The organism is Edaphosphingomonas haloaromaticamans (genome assembly GCF_001853345.1).
Taxonomy (GTDB): domain Bacteria; phylum Pseudomonadota; class Alphaproteobacteria; order Sphingomonadales; family Sphingomonadaceae; genus Sphingomonas_E; species Sphingomonas_E fennica.
In genome coordinates this window covers 732,435-750,560 of the sequence record NZ_MIPT01000001.1, presented here as the reverse complement: position 1 = coordinate 750,560, position 18,126 = coordinate 732,435, and the positions used below count along the sequence as shown (strand labels likewise).

Below are 18,126 nucleotides of genomic sequence, written 5' to 3'. Positions count from 1 at the left end.
GGTCCGCTCGGCCGTCATGGCGCGCGCTCGCCGGGCGTCGCCCGGCTCGCAAGAGACAGTAGCCAGAACGGCATCCCCGTCCTAAGAAGGATGTGGGCCGCTACGCGGCGGCCTGGGGTTGGTAGCCCCACGTTTAGCGGTTTGGCGTCGGCCGTGACGGCGCCGCCATCCTTGACCACATGGTCGGGGAGCCTGTGACGTATGCAACAGGCTTCCGGGCTAAAGGTCACAGGGCCGATTGAACGCGGTTTACCACTCCCCGATCAGGGTCAGGAGCAAGTTTGCGGGGGCGCACCGCAGACTAACCGCTTCTCGCGCGGATGCCGACCGTTGCGGAGGACGCGCGGAGCCATGCCCGCCGCGCGCATGGAATCGTCTCCGTTTCGGTCTAAAAGGTTAACGGGGTTGGAGGAACGGGGGCGTCATGACCGGCAAACATTTCGCGGATCGCGCGCCCGACGCGTCGCGGCTCACCGCCTATGACGAGGATCACCTCGCCGACTATATCCGCCTGCTTGATGCGGACGACGATGGCGCCGACTGGTCCGATGCAGCCGCGCTCGTTTTCGGAATCGATCCCGCTGCGGAACCCGATCGCGCGAAGGCGATGCACGCCAGCCATCTCGCACGCGCGCGCTGGATGACCGAAGTGGGCTACGCATATCTGCTCGGCCCGCGCGCCACCGAATAGGTTAACATTCGGACCGAAATGGATTTTTTTGGCCGTGGATTCCGATGCGCGGCCGGCATCGCCCGGCGCGGCCTTCGCGCTGTCGGGACAAAGCGCTTCTACTGATCCTCGATGATCCAGACTCCGCACAATGAGCGGCTGGAGAGGATGATTCCATGCCGAAAACGCCCAAAGGGCGCGTGCGGCGTGCCGGCCGTGCGCCGGACACGCCGGGACGATCCGATTTCGCCGCCGCGTTCCTGCAACGCAACCGCCAGTATCGCGCCGACCAGGCGCGTCTGAACCGCGACGCTGCGGCGAACGAACGAATGGCGTTTGCCCGTCGATGGGGGTTATCCTTTCGCCTATCAGCCCGATGAACTGTCGAACACGGTGATCTGGCGACCGGAATTGACCGCCGTCACCGTAATTCTCGACGCCGCGCCGGAAGGATATGCCGGCGCAAAGGCGATCGACCCGTTGACGCTCGGCGCGCTGCTCGCCGACCGGGCCGGGATCGAAGGCCGCCATATCGTCGTGGCAGACGCGGCCGGCGAGCATCGGCTGTGGCTACGCGATCCGACGCCCGGCCAGCCGCTTGCTGCGATCGTCCCGCTCGACAAGGACTTTCTCAAGCGCATCCTCAGCTTGCTGCGCTTCCATCGCTTCCTGTCTGGAAAGCGGGCTGGCCCATTGCCACGCGGATGGCCACTCACCGCGATTCGGGCGGCCCGGCTCGAACTGATGCTTCGCGCGCTCGATCTGCGTCTCGGCGGGGCGACCTATCGCGAAATCGCGATCGCGCTCGGCAAGAGCGAAGCCGCGCATCTTTCGGCGTCCGACTTCAAGAACTCGGACGTCCGATCCTTTGTTTATCGCCTGGTGCGCGACGCCACCGCCATGATGAAGGGCGACTACCGCAAGCTGTTGCGCTTCCGCTGATCGCGCCGGCCGCGCGACCACCTCCAAGGGGGTGGGCACATCGGCGCGGTTACGAATCTTCGTTCCCCACCCTGCCGTGAGCACTTCGCCATGATCGCCTCCTGCCAGTCCGCTTCGCAGGAGACGCCCCTTGTCCAGACCGCCCGTCACCCTTCCGCCCCGCTTCCTGCGGACGCCCGAAGCGGCGCGCTTCCTCGGCCTTTCCGGCCGCACGCTTGAGAAGCACCGCTATTTCGGAAGCGGTCCGGCCTATCGCCGGATCGGCGGACGGGTGGTCTATTCGGTGGACGATCTGCGCGCCTGGGCCGACCTCGGCACCAAATATTCCACGTCCGACCCCGGCCAGAACGATCTCATGCCGCAGCGGGATGCGGCGATCACGCAGAGCCGCCGATGACGCCGCACGCAGCCCCCCGTTCGGGCGAGCGCGCCCAGCTCGCGCTGTTTCCGTCTCTCGGCGGAGACATCGCGCCCCGCGATGCCCAGGACCTCATGGCCTGGCCGTTCTTCAGCCTCGCCAAGCGCAGGCGGGTGACGCCGATCGATTTCCGCATGGGCGCGACCTGGATATCGGTCGAGGCCGTGCCCGAGCACGGCATGGCGACCATCTGGGACGCCGACGTGCTGATATGGGCGGCGAGCCAGATCGTCGCCGCGCGCGACGCGGGGCTGCCGACCTCGCGGCTGATGGCCACCACGCCACACGAAATCCTCACCTTCACCGGACGGGGCACCGGCAAAGACCATTATGACCGGCTGAAGGCCGCGCTCGACCGCCTGCAATCGACGACGGTCGCCACCTCGATCCGCCAGCAGCACCAGCGCCGCCGCCATCGCTTCTCGTGGATCAACGAATGGCAGGAGCGGCTCGACGGCGACGGCCGGCCGCTTGGGCTGGAGCTGATCCTGCCCGACTGGTTCTATGCCGGGGTGGTCGACCGCACGTTCGTGCTCACCATCGACCGGGCCTATTTCGACCTGACGGGCGGGCTGGAACGCTGGCTCTACCGGATCGTGCGCAAGCATGGCGGCCAGCAGGAAGGCGGCTGGAGCTTCGACGTCTCGCACCTTCACCTGAAATCCGGCGCGCTCTCGCCATTGAAGCAGTTCGCGTTCGAGCTGCGCGGCATCGTCCGCCGCCAGTCCCTGCCGGGCTACGCGCTGGCGATCGAGCGGGCGTTCGGCCGCGAGCGGCTGACCTTCGCGCCCGTGCCCGCCGATCCGTTCGAGAAGGCAGCGCGGCGCATGGGGCTGGCTGTGGATAACCGGCCATGAGACTCGGCCTATTGAAAACCGCCGGACTCGGCCGATTAAAAACCGCTGACTCGGCCTATAAAAAACCCGACCCCCGCACAAGCCTCTGGAATCGCTCGCGGAATCGGCTCCCTTCTAACTATGCTAACAGTAAAGAATACTTCGTATTCTTGCTAACGCGGTTTCGCGTTGTGGATAATTCGCGAGACGACGCGAAGTATCAGGCAGTAAAGCCGCCGTTTCCCCTACGCTATGCTACTACGCCTTTTGCGTGCGGCGATCAATCCCGGCGTCGTGTTGCGCGGCGCGGGCCGGAACGCCGGCCATGATCGCCGTCCAGCACTTCGGCAGCATCTCGGGCGGCAAGGACAGCCAGGCCGTGCTGTGCCGGATGGTCGAGCGGATCGAGCGCAAGGGGCTTGCCGCGTTCGGCAACCGCGCGCCGCGCTTCCTCTCGGCCGACAACGGCCACGAGAATCCGATCACGCTCGACCATATCGCCTATCTCGACGACTGGCTGGGGCAGCGTCTCGGCCTGCGCATCGAGACGGTTTCGGCGAACGACGTGCCCGGCCTCACCGATGCGGCGGCCTTCGCCCGCAAGCGCGCGATGCTGCGCGAGGAATGGTCGAAGGAGAAGCGCCGCACCCGCCACAAGGGCGCCTGCAATCGGCACCGGGACGCATGGCGGGCCGGCGCGATCACGAAAGGCGAATGGCTCGCCGCATGCGAATGCCCCGTCATGGTGTCACCGCCCGTCCCCGATCATCTGATCGAACGCGCGCTCGAGCTGCTGCATCCGACCGGTATCCCGTTCCTCGACATGGCGATGCTGCACGGCCGGTTTCCCAGCACCAAAGTCCGCTTCTGCACCAGCGACACCAAGCTCATTCCCCTCATGCACCGCAAGCGCCTGCTGCTCGACGCTGGCGTTTCGGTGATCGACTGGATCGGCGAGCGCGCCGACGAGAGTCCGGCGCGGGCGAGGAAGAAGCCCATCCAGTCGGTGCGCTACCCGTCCGGCGCGCGCAATATCCTCTATCGCCCGATTTTCCGCTGGTCGGCGGCGGACGCCTTCGCCATCTCCGCGCGCCACGGCCTCAGGCATAACCCGCTCTACACGATGGGCATGAGCCGCGTCGGCTGCTCGACCTGCATCATGGTCAGGAAGCGCGAGCTGCGCCAATGGGCCATGCGCTTCCCGGCCGAGGTCGACCGGGTGCGCGAATGGGAACGGCTGGTCGGCATCGTTTCGCGGCGCACGGCGGCGCTCGGCACGCCGGCATCGCTGCTTGCCGCGGCGACGGTCCCCGGCGATCCAGACGATCACGGCCGGGCGACCATCGACAGGGCGATCGACTGGTCGCGCACCAGCAGGGGCGGCCGCAACTACGACCTGTTCCTCGCGCAGGAGCAGCGCGACGCCGACGAGGACGGCCTGCTCTGCGACAGCGAATACGGGCTGTGCGAGTGATGCGCGCGCTCGACCTGTTCAGCGCGGCGGCCGGAGGCTGGTCGCTCGGCCTGCACCGCGCCGGCTTCGTCACCGTGGCCGCCTGCGAGATCGTCGAGTGGCGCCGCATCCTCTACGCGGAGAACAACCCCCATGTCCGCCTCTACGCCGACGTGCGCGACCTCACGGCAGCTCGACTTCTTTCAGACCTTGGATTCCTTCCCGACATCATCGTCGGCTCGCCGCCGTGCCAGGACATTTCCAGCGCCAACACCAAGGGCCGGGGCATCGAAGGCGAGCGATCCGGCCTCTACCTCGAAGCCGTCCGCCTGGTCGGAGAGTGCCGCCCTCGCTGGTTCGCTTTTGAGAACAGCGCTAATCTCAGAACTCGCGGCGCTGACCGGCTGCTCCTTCTCCTGGAAACGCTCGGCTACGCCTGCGAACCGTGCGTGGTGGCTGCTGAAAATGTCGGCGCCAACCATGTCCGCAAGCGGTCATGGCTCATTGGCTACGACCCCGGCCAGCTTGCCGACGCCGCGCACCAGCGATGCGGCGCATGGCCCGGAGATGTGCAAGGTCCGGGGCGAGAAGCGGACGGGCATGAACCTGCCGACGATGATGCACCCCGCGGCATTGAACAGGCTCCCGACCCCGATGGCGACGGACGGGATGACGGACGGAGCCGGGGGGGGCGCGGGATCGACATATCCGCTGCGGATGATCCTGGCCACGCCGCGCAAATCGGATGCGGACAAGGGTGGCCGGGGCGACGTGCTCAGCCAGTTGCAGGGCCATGCGAGCCGCCATGCGGGCATGATGCCGACGCCGGTGAAGCCGAATGGCGGGCGCAGATTGAGCGCGCGGGAGATCGAAACGGGACGCCGGGCGAACGGCGCGAAGGCGCAGATCGACACACCGAACCTGCTGCGCCATGCGGCGGAAATCCTCCCCACCCCGACGAAGCGGGACAGCCGGATGGACAGCTGGAGTCCGGCCTACGATCGCAGGAAATCGCCGACGATGGATGCGGTGATGGACGGCGCCATGACGGATCGCGCACCGGACAAATGGGCGGGCGCCCGCGCGCTGGCGGCGATGCTGCGGAGCCGTGGGCTGACTGGAACGGCGGCCTTGCCCATCACCTATGGCTGGATGATGGGCTTTCCGCCTGGGTGGCTGGCACGCGCATTGCGCTCGGCGGTCCACGCGGGACGGCTGCGGCCAGTCTGATCGTCGAGGCGTTCGGCGACGCCGTTCTTCCGCAAATCCCCGAAGCCATCGGCCGCGCCATCCTGCGCACCGAAGCCGCACTCGACCTCGCGTTCGGGCGTACCCCCATCGACAGCACCGGAGACGAACGATGAGCGATCCCGCGCGCCCGGAGCGCATCGACTTCAGCGGGTTTGAAGCCGCGCTGCGCCGACAGGCGGCGGAGCGGGCGCAAGCCGCGCGCACGCCGACCGTTCCAACCGCCAACGCCTCCCGATCCCGGCTGACCGAGGTCGAACTGAGCTGGATCGAGAAAAGACAAGAGCACTGGATACGCTTCGGCCGCGTCGCGCAGGAACGCATCCTCACGCGCCGGACGCGCGTGATGAGCTTCCGGCCGGGCGCCATCTTCGCCTTCGTCCGATGGACCGCCAACGACTATGGCACCGTCACCTCGCGCATCGACGTGGTGCGCGCGGTCGCACCGGGCGAGCCATACACCACACTGCCCTTCGTCCGTCCGGGTGGCGACATCCTCCTGCACATCGAGAGCTGGCCCAAGGTCCAACAGGTGCTCGCCGCGATCGACGCGGTGGAGATGGCGGGCGTCGATCCCTGCGACGCCGCGCCTGACCACTGGCGCCACGTCCACAACCGCATCGCCGCGGGACACCAGCCGCGCCCTTACACGCTGGAGCGGCATCGCGCCTGGCTCAAGCGCCGGGAGATCGAAGGATGACGCGCCGCCGCTATGTCATCGCGACGGCCATCGCCGCGTCCGCCGTCGCCGCGGCGTTCGTCGCGATCGCCGTCGCCGATCCTTTCCCGCGCGTGATCTGGAACGCCAGCGCCAGCGCGCCGATCGGACTCTACCGCATCCATCCCGACCGCGATCCTGCCATCGGGACGCTGGTCGCCATCATGCCGCCAGAGCGGCTTTCCGGCTGGCTTTCTGCGCGCGGCTATCTGCCCGAGGGCGTGCCGCTGTTGAAGCATGTCGCGGCAAAAGCCGGGCAGCGGATTTGCCGCAAGGGCGCCGTGGTAAGTGTTGACGGCCATCCCGTTGCCAGCGCCCGCGCGCGTGACGGCCGTGGCCGCCCGCTGCCGGTCTGGCAGGGCTGCCGCACGCTCGAATCCGGCCAGCTATTCCTGCTCAACCCGTCCGTCGCGGACAGCCTGGACGGCCGCTATTTCGGCCCGCTTCCGGCCTCGACCGTCATCGGCCGCGCAACGCCGCTGCATCTGCGCGCGCCGTCGCAACCGCCTTCGCCCCCCCAAGCCAAGGAGATCGGCCATGCAAGTGAATATCTTTGAATCCACCGCCAACGGCTATGCCGGACGCGCTCGCTACTTCGGCATCAACGAGTCGATCGTGCTTGTCGCGATCGATCCGGGCGACGCCGAGAACGCGCCCGACTACCGCGTCCACCTCGACGACGAGGACGGCCCCGAAGTCGGCGGCGCGTGGAAACGCGTCGGCGAACGGGCCGGCGATTACATCGCGCTGGAGATCGACAGCCCGCTATTCGGCTCGCCATTCCGGCCGGTGCTGTTCCGCGCCGACGACGATGGCCGGACGTTCCGCCTGACGTGGAAGCGTCTCCGACCGCGCGACGATCGGAGCTGATCGGTGGCTGTTCCGATCATCATCCCTTCGTTCGCGGAAAAGCGTTCGCGGTTCAAAATGCTCCCCCGGAGCATTTTGTCGGCAGCTTCGCCGCCGTCACCGCTCACCCCATCCGTCCCGCTCGGTCGCAGGTCGGCCGACGCGTCGCGCGCACCCTTTACCGGAGCGAGCACGCTGGCAGGCTGGCGGCGGAGCGGGGGCGGATTGACCGCCACGCTCGCGGTCCTGCTGCTCGCACCGGGCGCCATGTCCGCTCCCGCGCTGGCGCAGGACACACCGGCCGAACGCGCGGCAACCAGCCATCCTTATGCCGGTCACGTCGCCGACGCCGCCCGGCGCTTCGGCATCCCCGAAACATGGATATGGGCCGTCATTCGCGTCGAGAGCAACGGCGACTCCCGCGCCGTTTCCTCCGCGGGCGCGATGGGCCTGATGCAGATCATGCCCGCGACCTGGGCCAGCCTGCGCGCACGCCACGGGCTGGGGCGCGATCCCTACAATGTCCGCGACAACATCATGGCGGGCGCGGCCTATCTGCGCGCGATGCACGACCGCTACGGCAACGCGACCGCGATGCTGGAGGCCTATAATGCGGGTCCGGGCCGCTACGACGAATATCTGTCGCGCGGCCGTCCTCTGCCCGCCGAGACGCGCGCCTATCTCGAAAAGCTGGCGGCGATCACAGGCGGTTCGGACGACAGCCAGCTTGCCGCCGCGCCGCCGTCCGACCGCTTCGCCTGGCGCCGGGCCGCATTGTTCGCGGCGCGGCCGAACGACGGTCCGGCCGCACCGGAAACGTCGCCGCGCGAGCGCGCGGCCGACATGCGCGGCGCGGTCGAACCGCCCGCGAGCAGCCTGTTCGTCGCGCTGTCGGGGCGGAGGCAGCCGTGAAGATCGCCTACGCCGATCCGCCCTATATCGGCTGCGCGCATCTCTATCGCGGCCACCCCGACTATGCGGGCGAGGTCGATCATGCCGCGCTGATGGAGCGGCTCCAGCGCGACTATGACGGCTGGATATTGCACGCCGCCGCGACGCCGGAATCGGTCGCCGTGCTCGCGCCGCTCGTGCGCGAAACCGGCGCGCGGTGGATGGCCTGGGTCAAGGGATTCGCCGCGTTCAAGCGCAACGTGCCGGTCGCCTGGGCGTGGGAGCCGGTCATCGTGAAGCCCGCGCGCAAGCCGGTCGTGAGCAAGCGGCTGGTCCTGCGCGACTGGATCGAATGCCCGATCACGCTGCGTCGCGGTCTCACCGGAGCGAAGCCCGAAGCAGTTTGCCATTGGTGTTTCGAGACGGTCGCAGCGCGTCCCGACGACACGCTCGACGACCTGTTTCCCGGCACCGGCGCCGTCGCCGAAGCGTGGCGGACCTGGCGCCTCAAGTTCGCGCTGCCGGACGATCCCGTTGCAGCGCCGCCGCGGCCGAATTGCACGGCGGCTGCACGTCGGGAGGGGGCCGGCACGCCATGACCGCCCCCGTTTTCAGATTGGCGCAAGTCAGGGATCAAGTAGCTGGAAGGGCAGGAAAAGGCCGAAGGAAGGGACGGCAAGATAGAAAGCGCACCCCAAATTCGCTGAAAGCCTTTGTCTTTCAACGATTTGGCGCGGGTGCGTCCGTCGGCGAGCGTGCCGCTCGGAAGAAAAAAGCAAGCAAATTCAAAGCGCGCAATGGCACCACAGGCCATTTCCGGCGGAAAGCGGCCCGGCCGTGAGCGAGGACGAGGATTTCCGCGTCCGGCCGGGCAAGGTCAGGAACAGGGGAGCCGGCCACGGCCGCAAGGCGCAAGGACTTGTCGTTCAGGTGCTCCGCGTCGCCGCGCGCAGCGGCGGCGGCCGGCGAACGGCCGGCTGGGGCGGATCGCGCCAGCGCGGGCAATCGAATTTCGGCCGGGGCCGCACGTCCTTCGCGCGGAGCCGGCTGTTCGGATCGGGCCGGCGCGTGCTGGTCAAGATCGTGCCCGTCACCCGTTTTCACCGGAATGGGCGCCCCAGGGCGCCGCTGTCCGCGCACATCGCCTATCTCAAGCGCGAGGGCGTCACCCGCGACGGATCGCCCGCGCGGATGTTCGACGCCAATGGCGATGGCGCCGACGACCGCGCCTTCGCCGATCGGTGTAAGGACGACCGGCATCATTTCAGGATCATCGTCTCGCCCGAGGATGCGGCGGACCTCACCGACCTTCGCGAATATACCCGCGATCTCGTCCGCCAGATGGAAGCTGATCTCGGCACGCGCCTCGAATGGATCGCGGTCGATCACTGGAACACCGACAACCCGCATGTCCATCTGCTGGTCCGCGGCGTCGATGACCAGGGCGCCGACCTCGTCATCAACCGGGAGTATATCAGCCACAATCTGCGCTCGCGCGCCGAAGAACTGGCCTGGGCCGAGCTTGGCCCGAAGCCCGAGCATGAAATCCAGCGCGCGCTCGACCGGGAGGTGACGGCCGAACGCTGGACGAGGCTGGACTCCGAGATCGCGCGCTCGGCCGACGAGCTGGGTGTCGTCGATCTGCGCCCCGAGCATCCCGGCCCGGATGATCCCCGCGTGCGCCGCCTGATGATAGGCCGGTTGCAGCATCTGGAGACGATGGGGCTCGCCGCCCAGGCCGAACCCGGCCAATGGGTGAAGGCCGAGGGCGCGCAGGCCAAGCTGCGCGATCTGGGCACGCGCGGCGACATCATCCGCACCATCGGCAAGGCGCTGAACGATCGCGGCCTGCAGCGCCCGCTCGACAGCTACGAGATCGTCAGCGGGGCGCCGCAAAAGCCCATCGTCGGCCGGTTGATCGACAAGGGGCTCCACGACGAGCTGCATGGCTCGGCCTATGCCGTGATCGACGGCATCGACGGGCGCACCCACCATGTCCGGTTTCCGGGCATCGAGGCGCTGGAGCATAGCCCGGACATCGGCGGCATCGTCGAGCTGCGCGCTACGGCCAAGCCGGGCGAGCGGAATCCGACTCTGCGCCTCGCCACGCGCTCCGATCTCGACCTTGCCACGCAGATGAAGGCGCCGGGCGCGACCTGGCTCGATCATCGCCTGATCGAGCGCGGCGCCGGTGTTGCGGACGGCGGCTTCGGGGCGGAAGTGCGCCGGGCGATGGACGAGCGCACCGACCATCTCGTGCGCGAAGGACTGGCGCGGCGCTACGGCGAGCGCGTCGTCTTCCAGCGCGGTCTTCTCGACACCCTGCGCCGCCGTGAACTGGATGCGGCGGGCGCCGAGATCGCGGGCCGGACGGGGCTCGCATACCGGCCCACCAATCCCGGCGACAAGGTCGCCGGCACATGCCGCCAGCGCCTCGCGCTCGCCTCGGGCCGCTTCGCCATGATCGACGACGGGTTGGGCTTCCGGCTCGTCCCCTGGTCGAACGACCTCGAACGCCAGCTCGGCCGGCAGATCGCAGGCGTCGCCCGCGACGGCGGCGGCATCGGCTGGTCATTGGGCCGCAAGCGCGGCCTCGGCATCTGAACAAGGAGACAAGCCATGCCCGCGACCAAAATCCTTTGGGGACAGATCATCGTCGTCTTCCTGATCGTGCTGACCGCGATCTGGAGCGCGACGCAATGGACGGCGACGGCGCTGGCGTATCAGCCCGAGCTTGGCGAACCCTGGTTCATGGCGCTCGGCTGGCCGGTCTATCCGCCCTACGCCTTCTTCTGGTGGTGGTTCAGCTACGACGCCTATGCGCCCGCCATCTTCCAGACCGGCGCCTGGATCGCCGCGTCGGGCGGCTTCGTGGCGGTCGCCGTCGCCATCGCCATGTCGGTCTGGCGCGCGCGCGAGGCGAAGAACGCGGAAACCTATGGCTCGGCGCGCTGGGCGACCGAGGACGAGGTGCGCGCGGCCGGACTGCTCGGCGACGACGGCGTGGTGATCGGCAAGCTTGGCCGCGCATATCTGCGCCACGACGGCCCCGAGCATGTGCTGTGCTACGCGCCGACCCGCAGCGGCAAGGGCGTCGGGCTGGTTGTGCCCTCGCTCCTGACCTGGCCGGCGTCGGCGATCGTCCATGACATCAAGGGTGAGAACTGGACGCTGACGGCGGGCTTCCGCGCACGGCATGGCCGCGTCCTGCTGTTCGACCCGACCAACGCGGCCTCGGACGCCTACAACCCGCTGCTGGAGGTCCGGCGCGGCCAGTGGGAAGTCCGCGACGTGCAGAACGTGGCCGACGTGCTGGTCGACCCGGAAGGCTCGTTAGAGAAGCGCAACCACTGGGAAAAGACCAGCCATGCGCTGCTGGTCGGCGCGATCCTGCATGTTCTCTACGCCGAGCCCGACAAGACGCTGGCGGGCGTCGCCGCCTTCCTGTCCGATCCGGCGCGCGCAATCGAGCAGACGCTGGCCGCGATGATGGCGACCCCGCATCTCGGCGAGGCGGGCGTCCATCCCGTCGTCGCCAGCGCCGCACGCGAACTGCTCAACAAGAGCGACAACGAACGCTCGGGCGTGCTCTCGACCGCCATGTCGTTTCTCGGGCTTTACCGCGATCCCGTCGTCGCACAGGTCACGCGCGCCTGCCACTGGCGCGTCATGGATCTCGTATCGGGCGAGCAGCCGACGACGCTCTACCTCGTCATTCCGCCCAGCGACATCTCGCGGACCAAGCCGCTCATACGCCTGATGCTCAACCAGATCGGGCGGCGGCTGACCGAGGAACTGAACCAGGGCAACCGGCATCGCCTGCTGCTGATGCTCGACGAGTTTCCCGCGCTGGGGAGGCTCGATTTTTTCGAGTCCGCGCTGGCGTTCATGGCCGGCTATGGTCTGAAATCCTTCCTCATCGCCCAGTCGTTGAACCAGATCGAGAAAGCCTACGGGCAGGACAATGCCATCCTCGACAACTGCCATGTCCGGGTGAGCTTCGCGACCAACAACGAGAAGACGGGCGAGCGCGTGTCGAAGGCGCTCGGCACCAAGACCGAGATGCGGGCCATGAAGAATTATGCCGGGCACAGGCTCTCGCCCTGGCTCGGCCATCTGATGGTCTCGCGCTCCGAGACCGCCCGGCAGCTGCTGACGCAGGGCGAGGTCATGCAACTGCCGCCCGACGAGGAAATCGTCATGGTGTCGGGCGTCCAGCCGATCCGCGCGAAGAAGGCGGCCTATTACGCCGATCCCCGTCTCGCCGCGCGGATCATGCCGCCGCCCGATCCGGCCGCATCGGGGGCTCGGGAAATCCGTCCCGACGACTGGACGGGGCTCGCCGCTTCGGCCGATCCCGCCGAGATCGCGGCGATCATCCGGCGCCAGGAGGATGCCGCCAACAGCGGGCTGCGCCGCGAGCCCGAGCTTCCCGATCATGTCGCCATCGTGAAGGAGACGGCGCCCGCGCCGCCCGCGCAGGAATTTTCCATCGTCGAGGACGAGCCCGAGGACGCCGCGCGCCAGGCGGCGGCGCGGCGCCGGATGCAGGGCATCGCGCGGCAGGCCTCGCTCGATCCCGACGACGGCATCGAATTGTAGGAGCATCCCATGCGCGTCCGTCTCAACGTCTATTTTCCGCCTGACCTCGCCCGCCAGGTGAGCGAGCTGGCGATCCGCCGCCGCATCTCGCGCTCGGCGATCGTAGAAGCGGCCGTCACCTCCTGGATGTCGCCGGACGGCGCCGACCGGATGGAGGCTGCCTTCGCACGCCGTCTCGACCGGCTCTCGCGCCAGGTCCAGCGGCTCGAACGCAACACGGGCCTCACGACCGAGGCGCTGGCGCTGTTCGTCCGCTTCTGGCTGGCGGTCACGCCGCCGCTGCCCGACGAGGATCAGGCGGCGGCCCAGGTGAAGGGCCGCAAGCGCTATGAGGGATTTGTCGAGACGCTCGGCCGACGCTACGCCAGCGGCAAGAGCCTGCTCGACGAAATCCCCGAGGATATTACAGGTCGTGAGGGCGGCTCCGCCGACACATGACAGTGCAGCGAACCAACCGGAGCCGGCCATGCGCGACTCGGCCAGCTATACTCGCGAAAATAGTGTGGGCGGATATCGGCGATTAAAGTGCCCCACCGCAACGCGCACTTATCTACCGCCGTCACTACTACGCCCTGACATAGTTGTTGCCTCGCGCTATTTCCTGTCTCTCTTGATGTGCCCCTGACGCCGGGCGGCGGTTCGCCCGGCCCAATTCAGGGGCCGTTACTTGTCCGTCCAGCCGATCCGATCCGAAGGTTTCACCCGTGGCGCGCGGATGCTGCGCACGGCGCTGGGACCGTCGATCGCGGCCTGGCTCGACGATGCCGCCGTGATCGAGGTGATGCTGAACCCGGACGGCCGGCTCTGGATCGACCGGCTCGGCGAGGGGATTTCCGACACCGGCATGACGATGGGCGTGGCGGATGGCGAGCGCATCGTCCGCCTGGTCGCGCACCATGTCGGCGTCGAGGTTCACGCGCGCAGCCCCCGCGTTTCGGCCGAACTGCCTGAAGGGGGCGAGCGGTTCGAGGGGCTGCTGCCGCCTGTCGTCGCCGCGCCTGCCTTCGCGATCCGCAAGCCCGCCGTCGCGGTATTCACCCTCGACGACTATGTGGCAGCCGGGATCATGTCATCGGCTCACGCCGAGGCGCTGCGGCACGGCGTCGAAACCCGCGCCAACATCCTCGTCGCGGGCGGGACCGGCAGCGGCAAGACCACGCTGGTCAACGCACTGCTCGCCGAGGTGGCGAAGACCACCGACCGCATCGTCCTGATCGAGGACACGCGCGAGCTGCAATGCGCCGCGCCGAACCTCGTCGCCATGCGGACCAGGGATGGCGTCGTAACGCTGTCCGATCTCGTGCGGTCCAGCCTGCGCCTGCGCCCCGACCGCATCCCGATCGGCGAGGTGCGCGGCGCCGAGGCGCTCGACCTTCTCAAAGCCTGGGGCACCGGCCATCCGGGCGGCATCGGCACCATCCATGCCGGAACCGCGCTCGGTGCGCTGCGCCGCATGGAACAGCTCATCCAGGAGGCCGTCGTCACGGTCCCGCGCGCGCTGCTGGCCGAGACCATCGACCTGATCGCCGTGCTCGTCCGCGACGGACACGGCCGCCGCCTCGCCGAGCTGGCCCGCGCCGAAGGGCTCGACGCCGCGACCGGCGACTACCGCCTCATGCCGCTCACCACCCCCCAGACCGGAGACCTGCCATGACCAACGATCCCAAACCTGTCAGGACCATGAAGGGCCGCCTGCTCGGCGGCACCATGCTCGACCGCCTCGGCCATATCGGCATCACCGCCACCGGCCTGCTCTACGCGATGCCCGCCCATGCGGGCGGATCGTCGATGCCGTGGGAAGCGCCGCTTCAGTCCATTCTCGAAAGCATCGAGGGGCCGGTCGCCAAGATCATCGCGGTGATGATCATCATCGTCACCGGCCTGACCCTGGCCTTCGGCGATACGTCGGGCGGGGCGCGGCGCATGATCCAGATCGTGTTCGGTCTCTCGATCGCGTTCGCCGCGTCGAGCTTCTTCCTCTCGTTCTTTTCGTTCGGCGGCGGAGCGATGGTGGCATGACCGGCGCGGCCGATCATGGCGAGCCCATCGCGGGCTATTTCGCGCCAGTCCATCGGGCGCTGACCGAGCCGATATTGCTCGGCGGCGCCCCGCGTTCACTCGCCATCGTCAACGGGACGCTGGCGGGCGCGATCGGGCTCGGCCTGCGGCTCTGGATCGCCGGCCTCGCTATCTGGGCGATCGGCCATGCGCTGTCGGTATGGGCCGCGCGGCGCGATCCGCAATTCGTGGACGTGGCCCGGCGCCACCTTCGCTACCCGACATGGATGCAGCCATGATGTCCTTGCGCGAATACAGGAACGGCGCCGCGCATCTGGCCGACTTCCTGCCCTGGGCGGCGCTGATCGGCGAGGGCGTCGTTCTCAACAAGGACGGCTCGTTCCAGCGCACCGCACGTTTCCGGGGACCGGACCTTGATTCCGCCACGCCGGCCGAGCTGGTGGCGACCACCGCGCGGCTGAACAACGCGCTCCGCCGCCTCGGTTCGGGCTGGGCGATCTTCGTCGAGGCGCAGCGCACGCCCGCGCTCGACTACCCGGAATCCGAGTTTCCCGATCCTGTGTCGGCGCTGGTCGACATGGAGCGGCGCGAACAGTTCCGCGAGGAAGGCGCGCATTTCGAGAGCGGCTATTATCTGACGCTACTCTGGATGCCCCCGGCCGAGGACGCCGCCCGCGCCGAAACCTGGCTCTATGAAGGCCGTTCCGGCACGGGCGTCGATCCTTGGGAACTGCTCAAGGGCTTCACCGACCGCAGCGACCGTGTGCTCAACCTAGTCGATGGCTTCGTGCCCGAGGTTCGCTGGCTCGATGACGCCGAGACGCTGACCTACCTGCACAGCACGATCTCGACGCGGCGCCAGCGCGTGCGCGTCCCCGAAACGCCGATGCACCTCGACGCCCTGCTGGCTGATGAACCGCTCACAGGCGGGCTGGAGCCGAAGCTGGGCGACCATCATCTCCGCACGCTCACTATCACCGGATTTCCAAGCGTCACCTTTCCGGGCCTGCTCGATGAACTGAACCGGCTCGCCTTCGAGTATCGCTGGTCAACCCGCGCGATCATGCTCGACAAGACCGACGCGACCAAACTGCTGACGCGCATCCGCCGCCAGTGGTTCGCCAAGCGCAAGTCGGTCGCCGCGATCCTCAAGGAAATCATGACCAACGAGGCATCGACGCTGCTGGACAGCGACGCCTCGAACAAGGCCGCCGATGCCGATACCGCCTTGCAGGAGCTTGGCGCCGACTATGCCGGCATGGCCTATGTCACCGCGACTGTGACGGTGTGGGACCGCGATGCGGCCGTTGCCGCCGATAAGCTGCGGCTGGCCGAGAAGGTCATCCAGGGCCGCGACTTCACCGTGATCCCCGAAGGGATGAACGCGATCGAGGCATGGCTGGGGAGTCTCCCCGGCCACACCTATGCCAATGTCCGGCAGGCGCCGGTCTCCACCATCAATCTCGCCCACCTGATCCCCCTGTCAGCGGTATGGGCGGGGCCGGAACAGGACGAGCATTTCGGTGCTCCCCCCTTGCTCTACGGCAAGACCGAAGGCTCGACCCCGTTCCGGTTTTCCCTTCACGTCGGCGACGTCGGCCATATGTCGATCGTCGGGCCGACCGGCTCGGGCAAAAGCGTCCTGCTCGCGCTGATGGCGATGCAGTTCCGCCGCTATCCGGGCGCGCAGGTCTTCGCGTTCGACTTCGNCGGGAGCATCCGCGCCGCCGCGCTCGGCATGGGCGGCGACTGGCAGGATTTGGGCGGGATGCTCGCCGACGAGGCCGGCGACGGCGTGCAGCTCCAGCCGCTCGCGCGGATCGACGATCCGGCCGAGCGCAGCTGGGCGGCGGGATGGCTGGCCGCGATCTTCGCCTCCGAAGGCGTCACCGTCGATCCGCAGGCCAAGGATCACATCTGGTCTGCGCTGACCTCGCTCGCCACCGCGCCGGTTGCCGAACGCACCCTGACCGGGCTCGCCGTTCTCCTCCAGAGCCAGCAGCTCAAGCAGGCGCTCGCGCCCTGGTGCGTCGGCGGCGCATGGGGCCGGCTGCTCGATGCCGAGACCGAGCGGCTTGGCGAAGCCACGATCCAGGTGTTCGAGACCGAGGGACTGATGGAGAGCGGCGCGGCGCCCGCCGTGCTGTCCTACCTGTTCCACCGCATCGCGGGGCGGCTCGACGGCAGCCCCACGCTTATCATCATCGACGAAGGCTGGCTGGCGCTCGGATCGCCCGCGTTCGCCAAACAGCTTTCGGAATGGCTGGTGACGCTGCGCAAGAAGAATGCCAGCGTCATCTTCGCCACGCAATCGCTCGCGCAGATCGAGGGCAGTCCGATCGCGCCCGCCATCGTCGAGTCCTGCCCGACGCGCATCTTCCTGCCCAACGAGCGGGCGGCCGAGCCGCAGATCGCAGGCGTATACGAACGCTTCGGGCTCAACGACCGCCAGATCGAAATCCTCAGCCGGGCGACCCCGAAACGGGATTATTATTGCCAGAGCCGCCGCGGCAACCGGCTGTTCGAGCTGGGGCTGGGCGAGGTCGCGCTGGCCTTCGCCGCCGCCTCGTCGAAGACCGACCAGCTCGCCATCGCCGACATCATCACCGCCCACGGCCAGGCCGCGTTCGCCGCCGAATGGCTGCGGCATCGCGGCTGCGCCTGGGCGGTCGAGCTTCTTCCCGANCCCCGATCCGACCCGCTGGCCGGACACCGGGAAGATACCGGCCAGCTCCCCCTTGCCTTGAAGGACATGATCCCATGAGAGCCTCCCTCCTGCGCCGCGCCATGCTGGCCGGCGCCATCGCCACGTCCAGCATGGTCGGCATCACCGCCGCGACGCCCGCGCACGCCCAGTTCGGCGGAATTGTCTACGACCCGACCAACTATGCGCAAAACGTGCTGACGGCCGCCCGGTCACTTCAGCAGATCAACAACCAGATTCAGCAAATCCAGCAGCAGGCGACCAGCCTCATCAACGAGGCGCGCAATCTCGCCAGCCTGCCGCTCTCGACGGTCGACACGCTCCAGCAGCAGGTCCGGCAGACGCAGCAGCTGCTCGGGCAGGCCCAGCGCATCGCCTACGATGTCCAGGACATCCAGAGCGCCTTCACCGACCGCTACAAGGGGACGGCGCTCACCGGCACCAACGCGCAGATGATCGCCAACGCCAACGCGCGCTGGGAGGACAGCGTCGGCGCGTTCCAGGACGCCTTGCAGGTGCAGGCCGGCGTGGTCGGCAATATCGAGGGCGCGCGCACCACGATGAACGGCCTGGTCTCGGCCAGCCAGTCGGCGACCGGCGCGCTCCAGGCCGCGCAAGCGGGCAACCAGCTTCTCGCGCTGCAATCGCAGCAGCNCGCCGACCTCACCGCCGCGGTCGCCGCGCAGGGCCGGGCGCAGTCGCTCGACGCCGCGCGGCAGGCCGCGATCGAGGCGGAGGGGCGCGAACGCTTCCGCCGCTTCTTCGGCCGCGACTGA

Annotated in this window: 20 protein-coding genes; all 20 read left to right on the top strand. The window is 68.2% G+C overall.

What is annotated here, in order from left to right; all coding sequences use genetic code 11:
* Positions 1-424 precede the first annotated feature (424 nt).
* A complete protein-coding gene (locus BHE75_RS03445; protein ID WP_070932432.1) occupies positions 425-691 on the top strand; it encodes a DNA -binding domain-containing protein in 267 nt (88 codons plus the stop codon).
* Between the two features lie 155 nt (positions 692-846).
* Positions 847-1,050 (top strand): transcriptional regulator domain-containing protein, encoded by a 204-nt coding sequence (locus tag BHE75_RS23045; RefSeq protein ID WP_084652902.1) that lies wholly within the window; start codon positions 847-849, stop codon positions 1,048-1,050.
* A gap of 31 nt (positions 1,051-1,081) precedes the next feature.
* Entirely contained in the window at positions 1,082-1,612 is a 531-nt protein-coding gene (locus BHE75_RS03440) for a DUF2285 domain-containing protein (RefSeq protein ID WP_254684349.1), read from the top strand.
* Between the two features lie 130 nt (positions 1,613-1,742).
* A complete protein-coding gene (locus BHE75_RS03435) occupies positions 1,743-2,009 on the top strand; it encodes a helix-turn-helix transcriptional regulator (RefSeq protein WP_070932429.1) in 267 nt (88 codons plus the stop codon).
* Positions 2,006-2,887 (top strand): replication initiator protein A, encoded by an 882-nt coding sequence (locus BHE75_RS03430; RefSeq protein WP_070932427.1) that lies wholly within the window; start codon positions 2,006-2,008, stop codon positions 2,885-2,887. Before BHE75_RS03435 ends, BHE75_RS03430 begins: the two co-directional genes overlap by 4 nt.
* A gap of 304 nt (positions 2,888-3,191) precedes the next feature.
* Positions 3,192-4,340, top strand: coding sequence for a phosphoadenosine phosphosulfate reductase domain-containing protein (locus tag BHE75_RS03425; protein WP_070932425.1), 1,149 nt, complete (start codon positions 3,192-3,194; stop codon positions 4,338-4,340).
* A complete protein-coding gene (locus BHE75_RS23040) occupies positions 4,340-5,683 on the top strand; it encodes a DNA cytosine methyltransferase (RefSeq protein ID WP_084652900.1) in 1,344 nt (447 codons plus the stop codon). Before BHE75_RS03425 ends, BHE75_RS23040 begins: the two co-directional genes overlap by 1 nt.
* The gene (locus BHE75_RS03410) at positions 5,680-6,267 is read left to right on the top strand and encodes a DUF2840 domain-containing protein (protein ID WP_084652898.1); all 588 of its coding nucleotides are present in this window, start codon (positions 5,680-5,682) and stop codon (positions 6,265-6,267) included. The genes BHE75_RS23040 and BHE75_RS03410 overlap by 4 nt, the downstream gene beginning before the upstream one ends.
* Entirely contained in the window at positions 6,264-6,842 is a 579-nt protein-coding gene (locus BHE75_RS03405) for a S26 family signal peptidase (protein ID WP_070932421.1), read from the top strand. The genes BHE75_RS03410 and BHE75_RS03405 overlap by 4 nt, the downstream gene beginning before the upstream one ends.
* Positions 6,823-7,155 carry a DUF736 domain-containing protein gene (locus BHE75_RS03400; protein WP_070932419.1) on the top strand — a complete coding sequence of 111 codons (333 nt, stop codon included), beginning with the start codon at positions 6,823-6,825 and terminating at the stop codon, positions 7,153-7,155. Before BHE75_RS03405 ends, BHE75_RS03400 begins: the two co-directional genes overlap by 20 nt.
* 246 nt (positions 7,156-7,401) lie before the next feature.
* Positions 7,402-8,046, top strand: a complete 645-nt coding sequence (locus BHE75_RS03395; RefSeq protein ID WP_254684530.1) for a lytic transglycosylase domain-containing protein — start codon at positions 7,402-7,404, stop codon at positions 8,044-8,046.
* Positions 8,043-8,624: a hypothetical protein gene (locus BHE75_RS03390; protein WP_070932417.1), complete on the top strand. Its 582-nt coding sequence runs from the start codon at positions 8,043-8,045 to the stop codon at positions 8,622-8,624. Before BHE75_RS03395 ends, BHE75_RS03390 begins: the two co-directional genes overlap by 4 nt.
* Before the next feature lie 238 nt (positions 8,625-8,862).
* Entirely contained in the window at positions 8,863-10,629 is a 1,767-nt protein-coding gene (locus tag BHE75_RS03385; protein WP_070932415.1) for a relaxase/mobilization nuclease domain-containing protein, read from the top strand.
* Positions 10,630-10,644: 15 nt separating this feature from the next.
* On the top strand, positions 10,645-12,627 hold the full coding sequence (locus tag BHE75_RS03380; protein ID WP_070932413.1) for a conjugal transfer protein TraG: 1,983 nt from the start codon (positions 10,645-10,647) through the stop codon (positions 12,625-12,627).
* 9 nt (positions 12,628-12,636) lie between these two features.
* Positions 12,637-13,065, top strand: coding sequence for a CopG family transcriptional regulator (locus BHE75_RS03375; RefSeq protein WP_070932411.1), 429 nt, complete (start codon positions 12,637-12,639; stop codon positions 13,063-13,065).
* Between the two features lie 229 nt (positions 13,066-13,294).
* Positions 13,295-14,281 (top strand): P-type conjugative transfer ATPase TrbB, encoded by a 987-nt coding sequence (gene trbB / locus BHE75_RS03370; protein ID WP_070932410.1) that lies wholly within the window; start codon positions 13,295-13,297, stop codon positions 14,279-14,281.
* A 53-nt stretch (positions 14,282-14,334) separates the two neighbouring features.
* Complete coding sequence (locus BHE75_RS03365) at positions 14,335-14,646, top strand: TrbC/VirB2 family protein (RefSeq protein WP_070935441.1); 312 nt, start codon at positions 14,335-14,337, stop codon at positions 14,644-14,646.
* Entirely contained in the window at positions 14,643-14,924 is a 282-nt protein-coding gene (locus BHE75_RS03360) for a VirB3 family type IV secretion system protein (RefSeq protein WP_021244356.1), read from the top strand. Before BHE75_RS03365 ends, BHE75_RS03360 begins: the two co-directional genes overlap by 4 nt.
* A complete protein-coding gene (trbE, locus tag BHE75_RS03355; protein WP_070932408.1) occupies positions 14,921-17,410 on the top strand; it encodes a conjugal transfer protein TrbE in 2,490 nt (829 codons plus the stop codon). The genes BHE75_RS03360 and trbE overlap by 4 nt, the downstream gene beginning before the upstream one ends.
* Positions 17,407-18,126, top strand: coding sequence for a P-type conjugative transfer protein TrbJ (gene trbJ / locus BHE75_RS03350; RefSeq protein WP_070932406.1), 720 nt, complete (start codon positions 17,407-17,409; stop codon positions 18,124-18,126). Before trbE ends, trbJ begins: the two co-directional genes overlap by 4 nt.

What these genes read in the sequence shown, in the direction of transcription:
- BHE75_RS03445 (WP_070932432.1), top strand. Translation starts at nt 425, where the DNA reads ATGACCGGCAAACATTTCGCGGATCGCGCGCCCGACGCGTCGCGGCTC.
- BHE75_RS23045 (WP_084652902.1), top strand. Translation starts at nt 847, where the DNA reads ATGCCGAAAACGCCCAAAGGGCGCGTGCGGCGTGCCGGCCGTGCGCCG.
- BHE75_RS03430 (WP_070932427.1), top strand. Translation starts at nt 2,006, where the DNA reads ATGACGCCGCACGCAGCCCCCCGTTCGGGCGAGCGCGCCCAGCTCGCG.
- BHE75_RS03425 (WP_070932425.1), top strand. Translation starts at nt 3,192, where the DNA reads ATGATCGCCGTCCAGCACTTCGGCAGCATCTCGGGCGGCAAGGACAGC.
- BHE75_RS23040 (WP_084652900.1), top strand. Translation starts at nt 4,340, where the DNA reads ATGCGCGCGCTCGACCTGTTCAGCGCGGCGGCCGGAGGCTGGTCGCTC.
- BHE75_RS03410 (WP_084652898.1), top strand. Translation starts at nt 5,680, where the DNA reads ATGAGCGATCCCGCGCGCCCGGAGCGCATCGACTTCAGCGGGTTTGAA.
- BHE75_RS03405 (WP_070932421.1), top strand. Translation starts at nt 6,264, where the DNA reads ATGACGCGCCGCCGCTATGTCATCGCGACGGCCATCGCCGCGTCCGCC.
- BHE75_RS03400 (WP_070932419.1), top strand. Translation starts at nt 6,823, where the DNA reads ATGCAAGTGAATATCTTTGAATCCACCGCCAACGGCTATGCCGGACGC.
- BHE75_RS03395 (WP_254684530.1), top strand. Translation starts at nt 7,402, where the DNA reads ATGTCCGCTCCCGCGCTGGCGCAGGACACACCGGCCGAACGCGCGGCA.
- BHE75_RS03380 (WP_070932413.1), top strand. Translation starts at nt 10,645, where the DNA reads ATGCCCGCGACCAAAATCCTTTGGGGACAGATCATCGTCGTCTTCCTG.
- BHE75_RS03375 (WP_070932411.1), top strand. Translation starts at nt 12,637, where the DNA reads ATGCGCGTCCGTCTCAACGTCTATTTTCCGCCTGACCTCGCCCGCCAG.
- BHE75_RS03365 (WP_070935441.1), top strand. Translation starts at nt 14,335, where the DNA reads ATGCTCGACCGCCTCGGCCATATCGGCATCACCGCCACCGGCCTGCTC.
- BHE75_RS03360 (WP_021244356.1), top strand. Translation starts at nt 14,643, where the DNA reads ATGACCGGCGCGGCCGATCATGGCGAGCCCATCGCGGGCTATTTCGCG.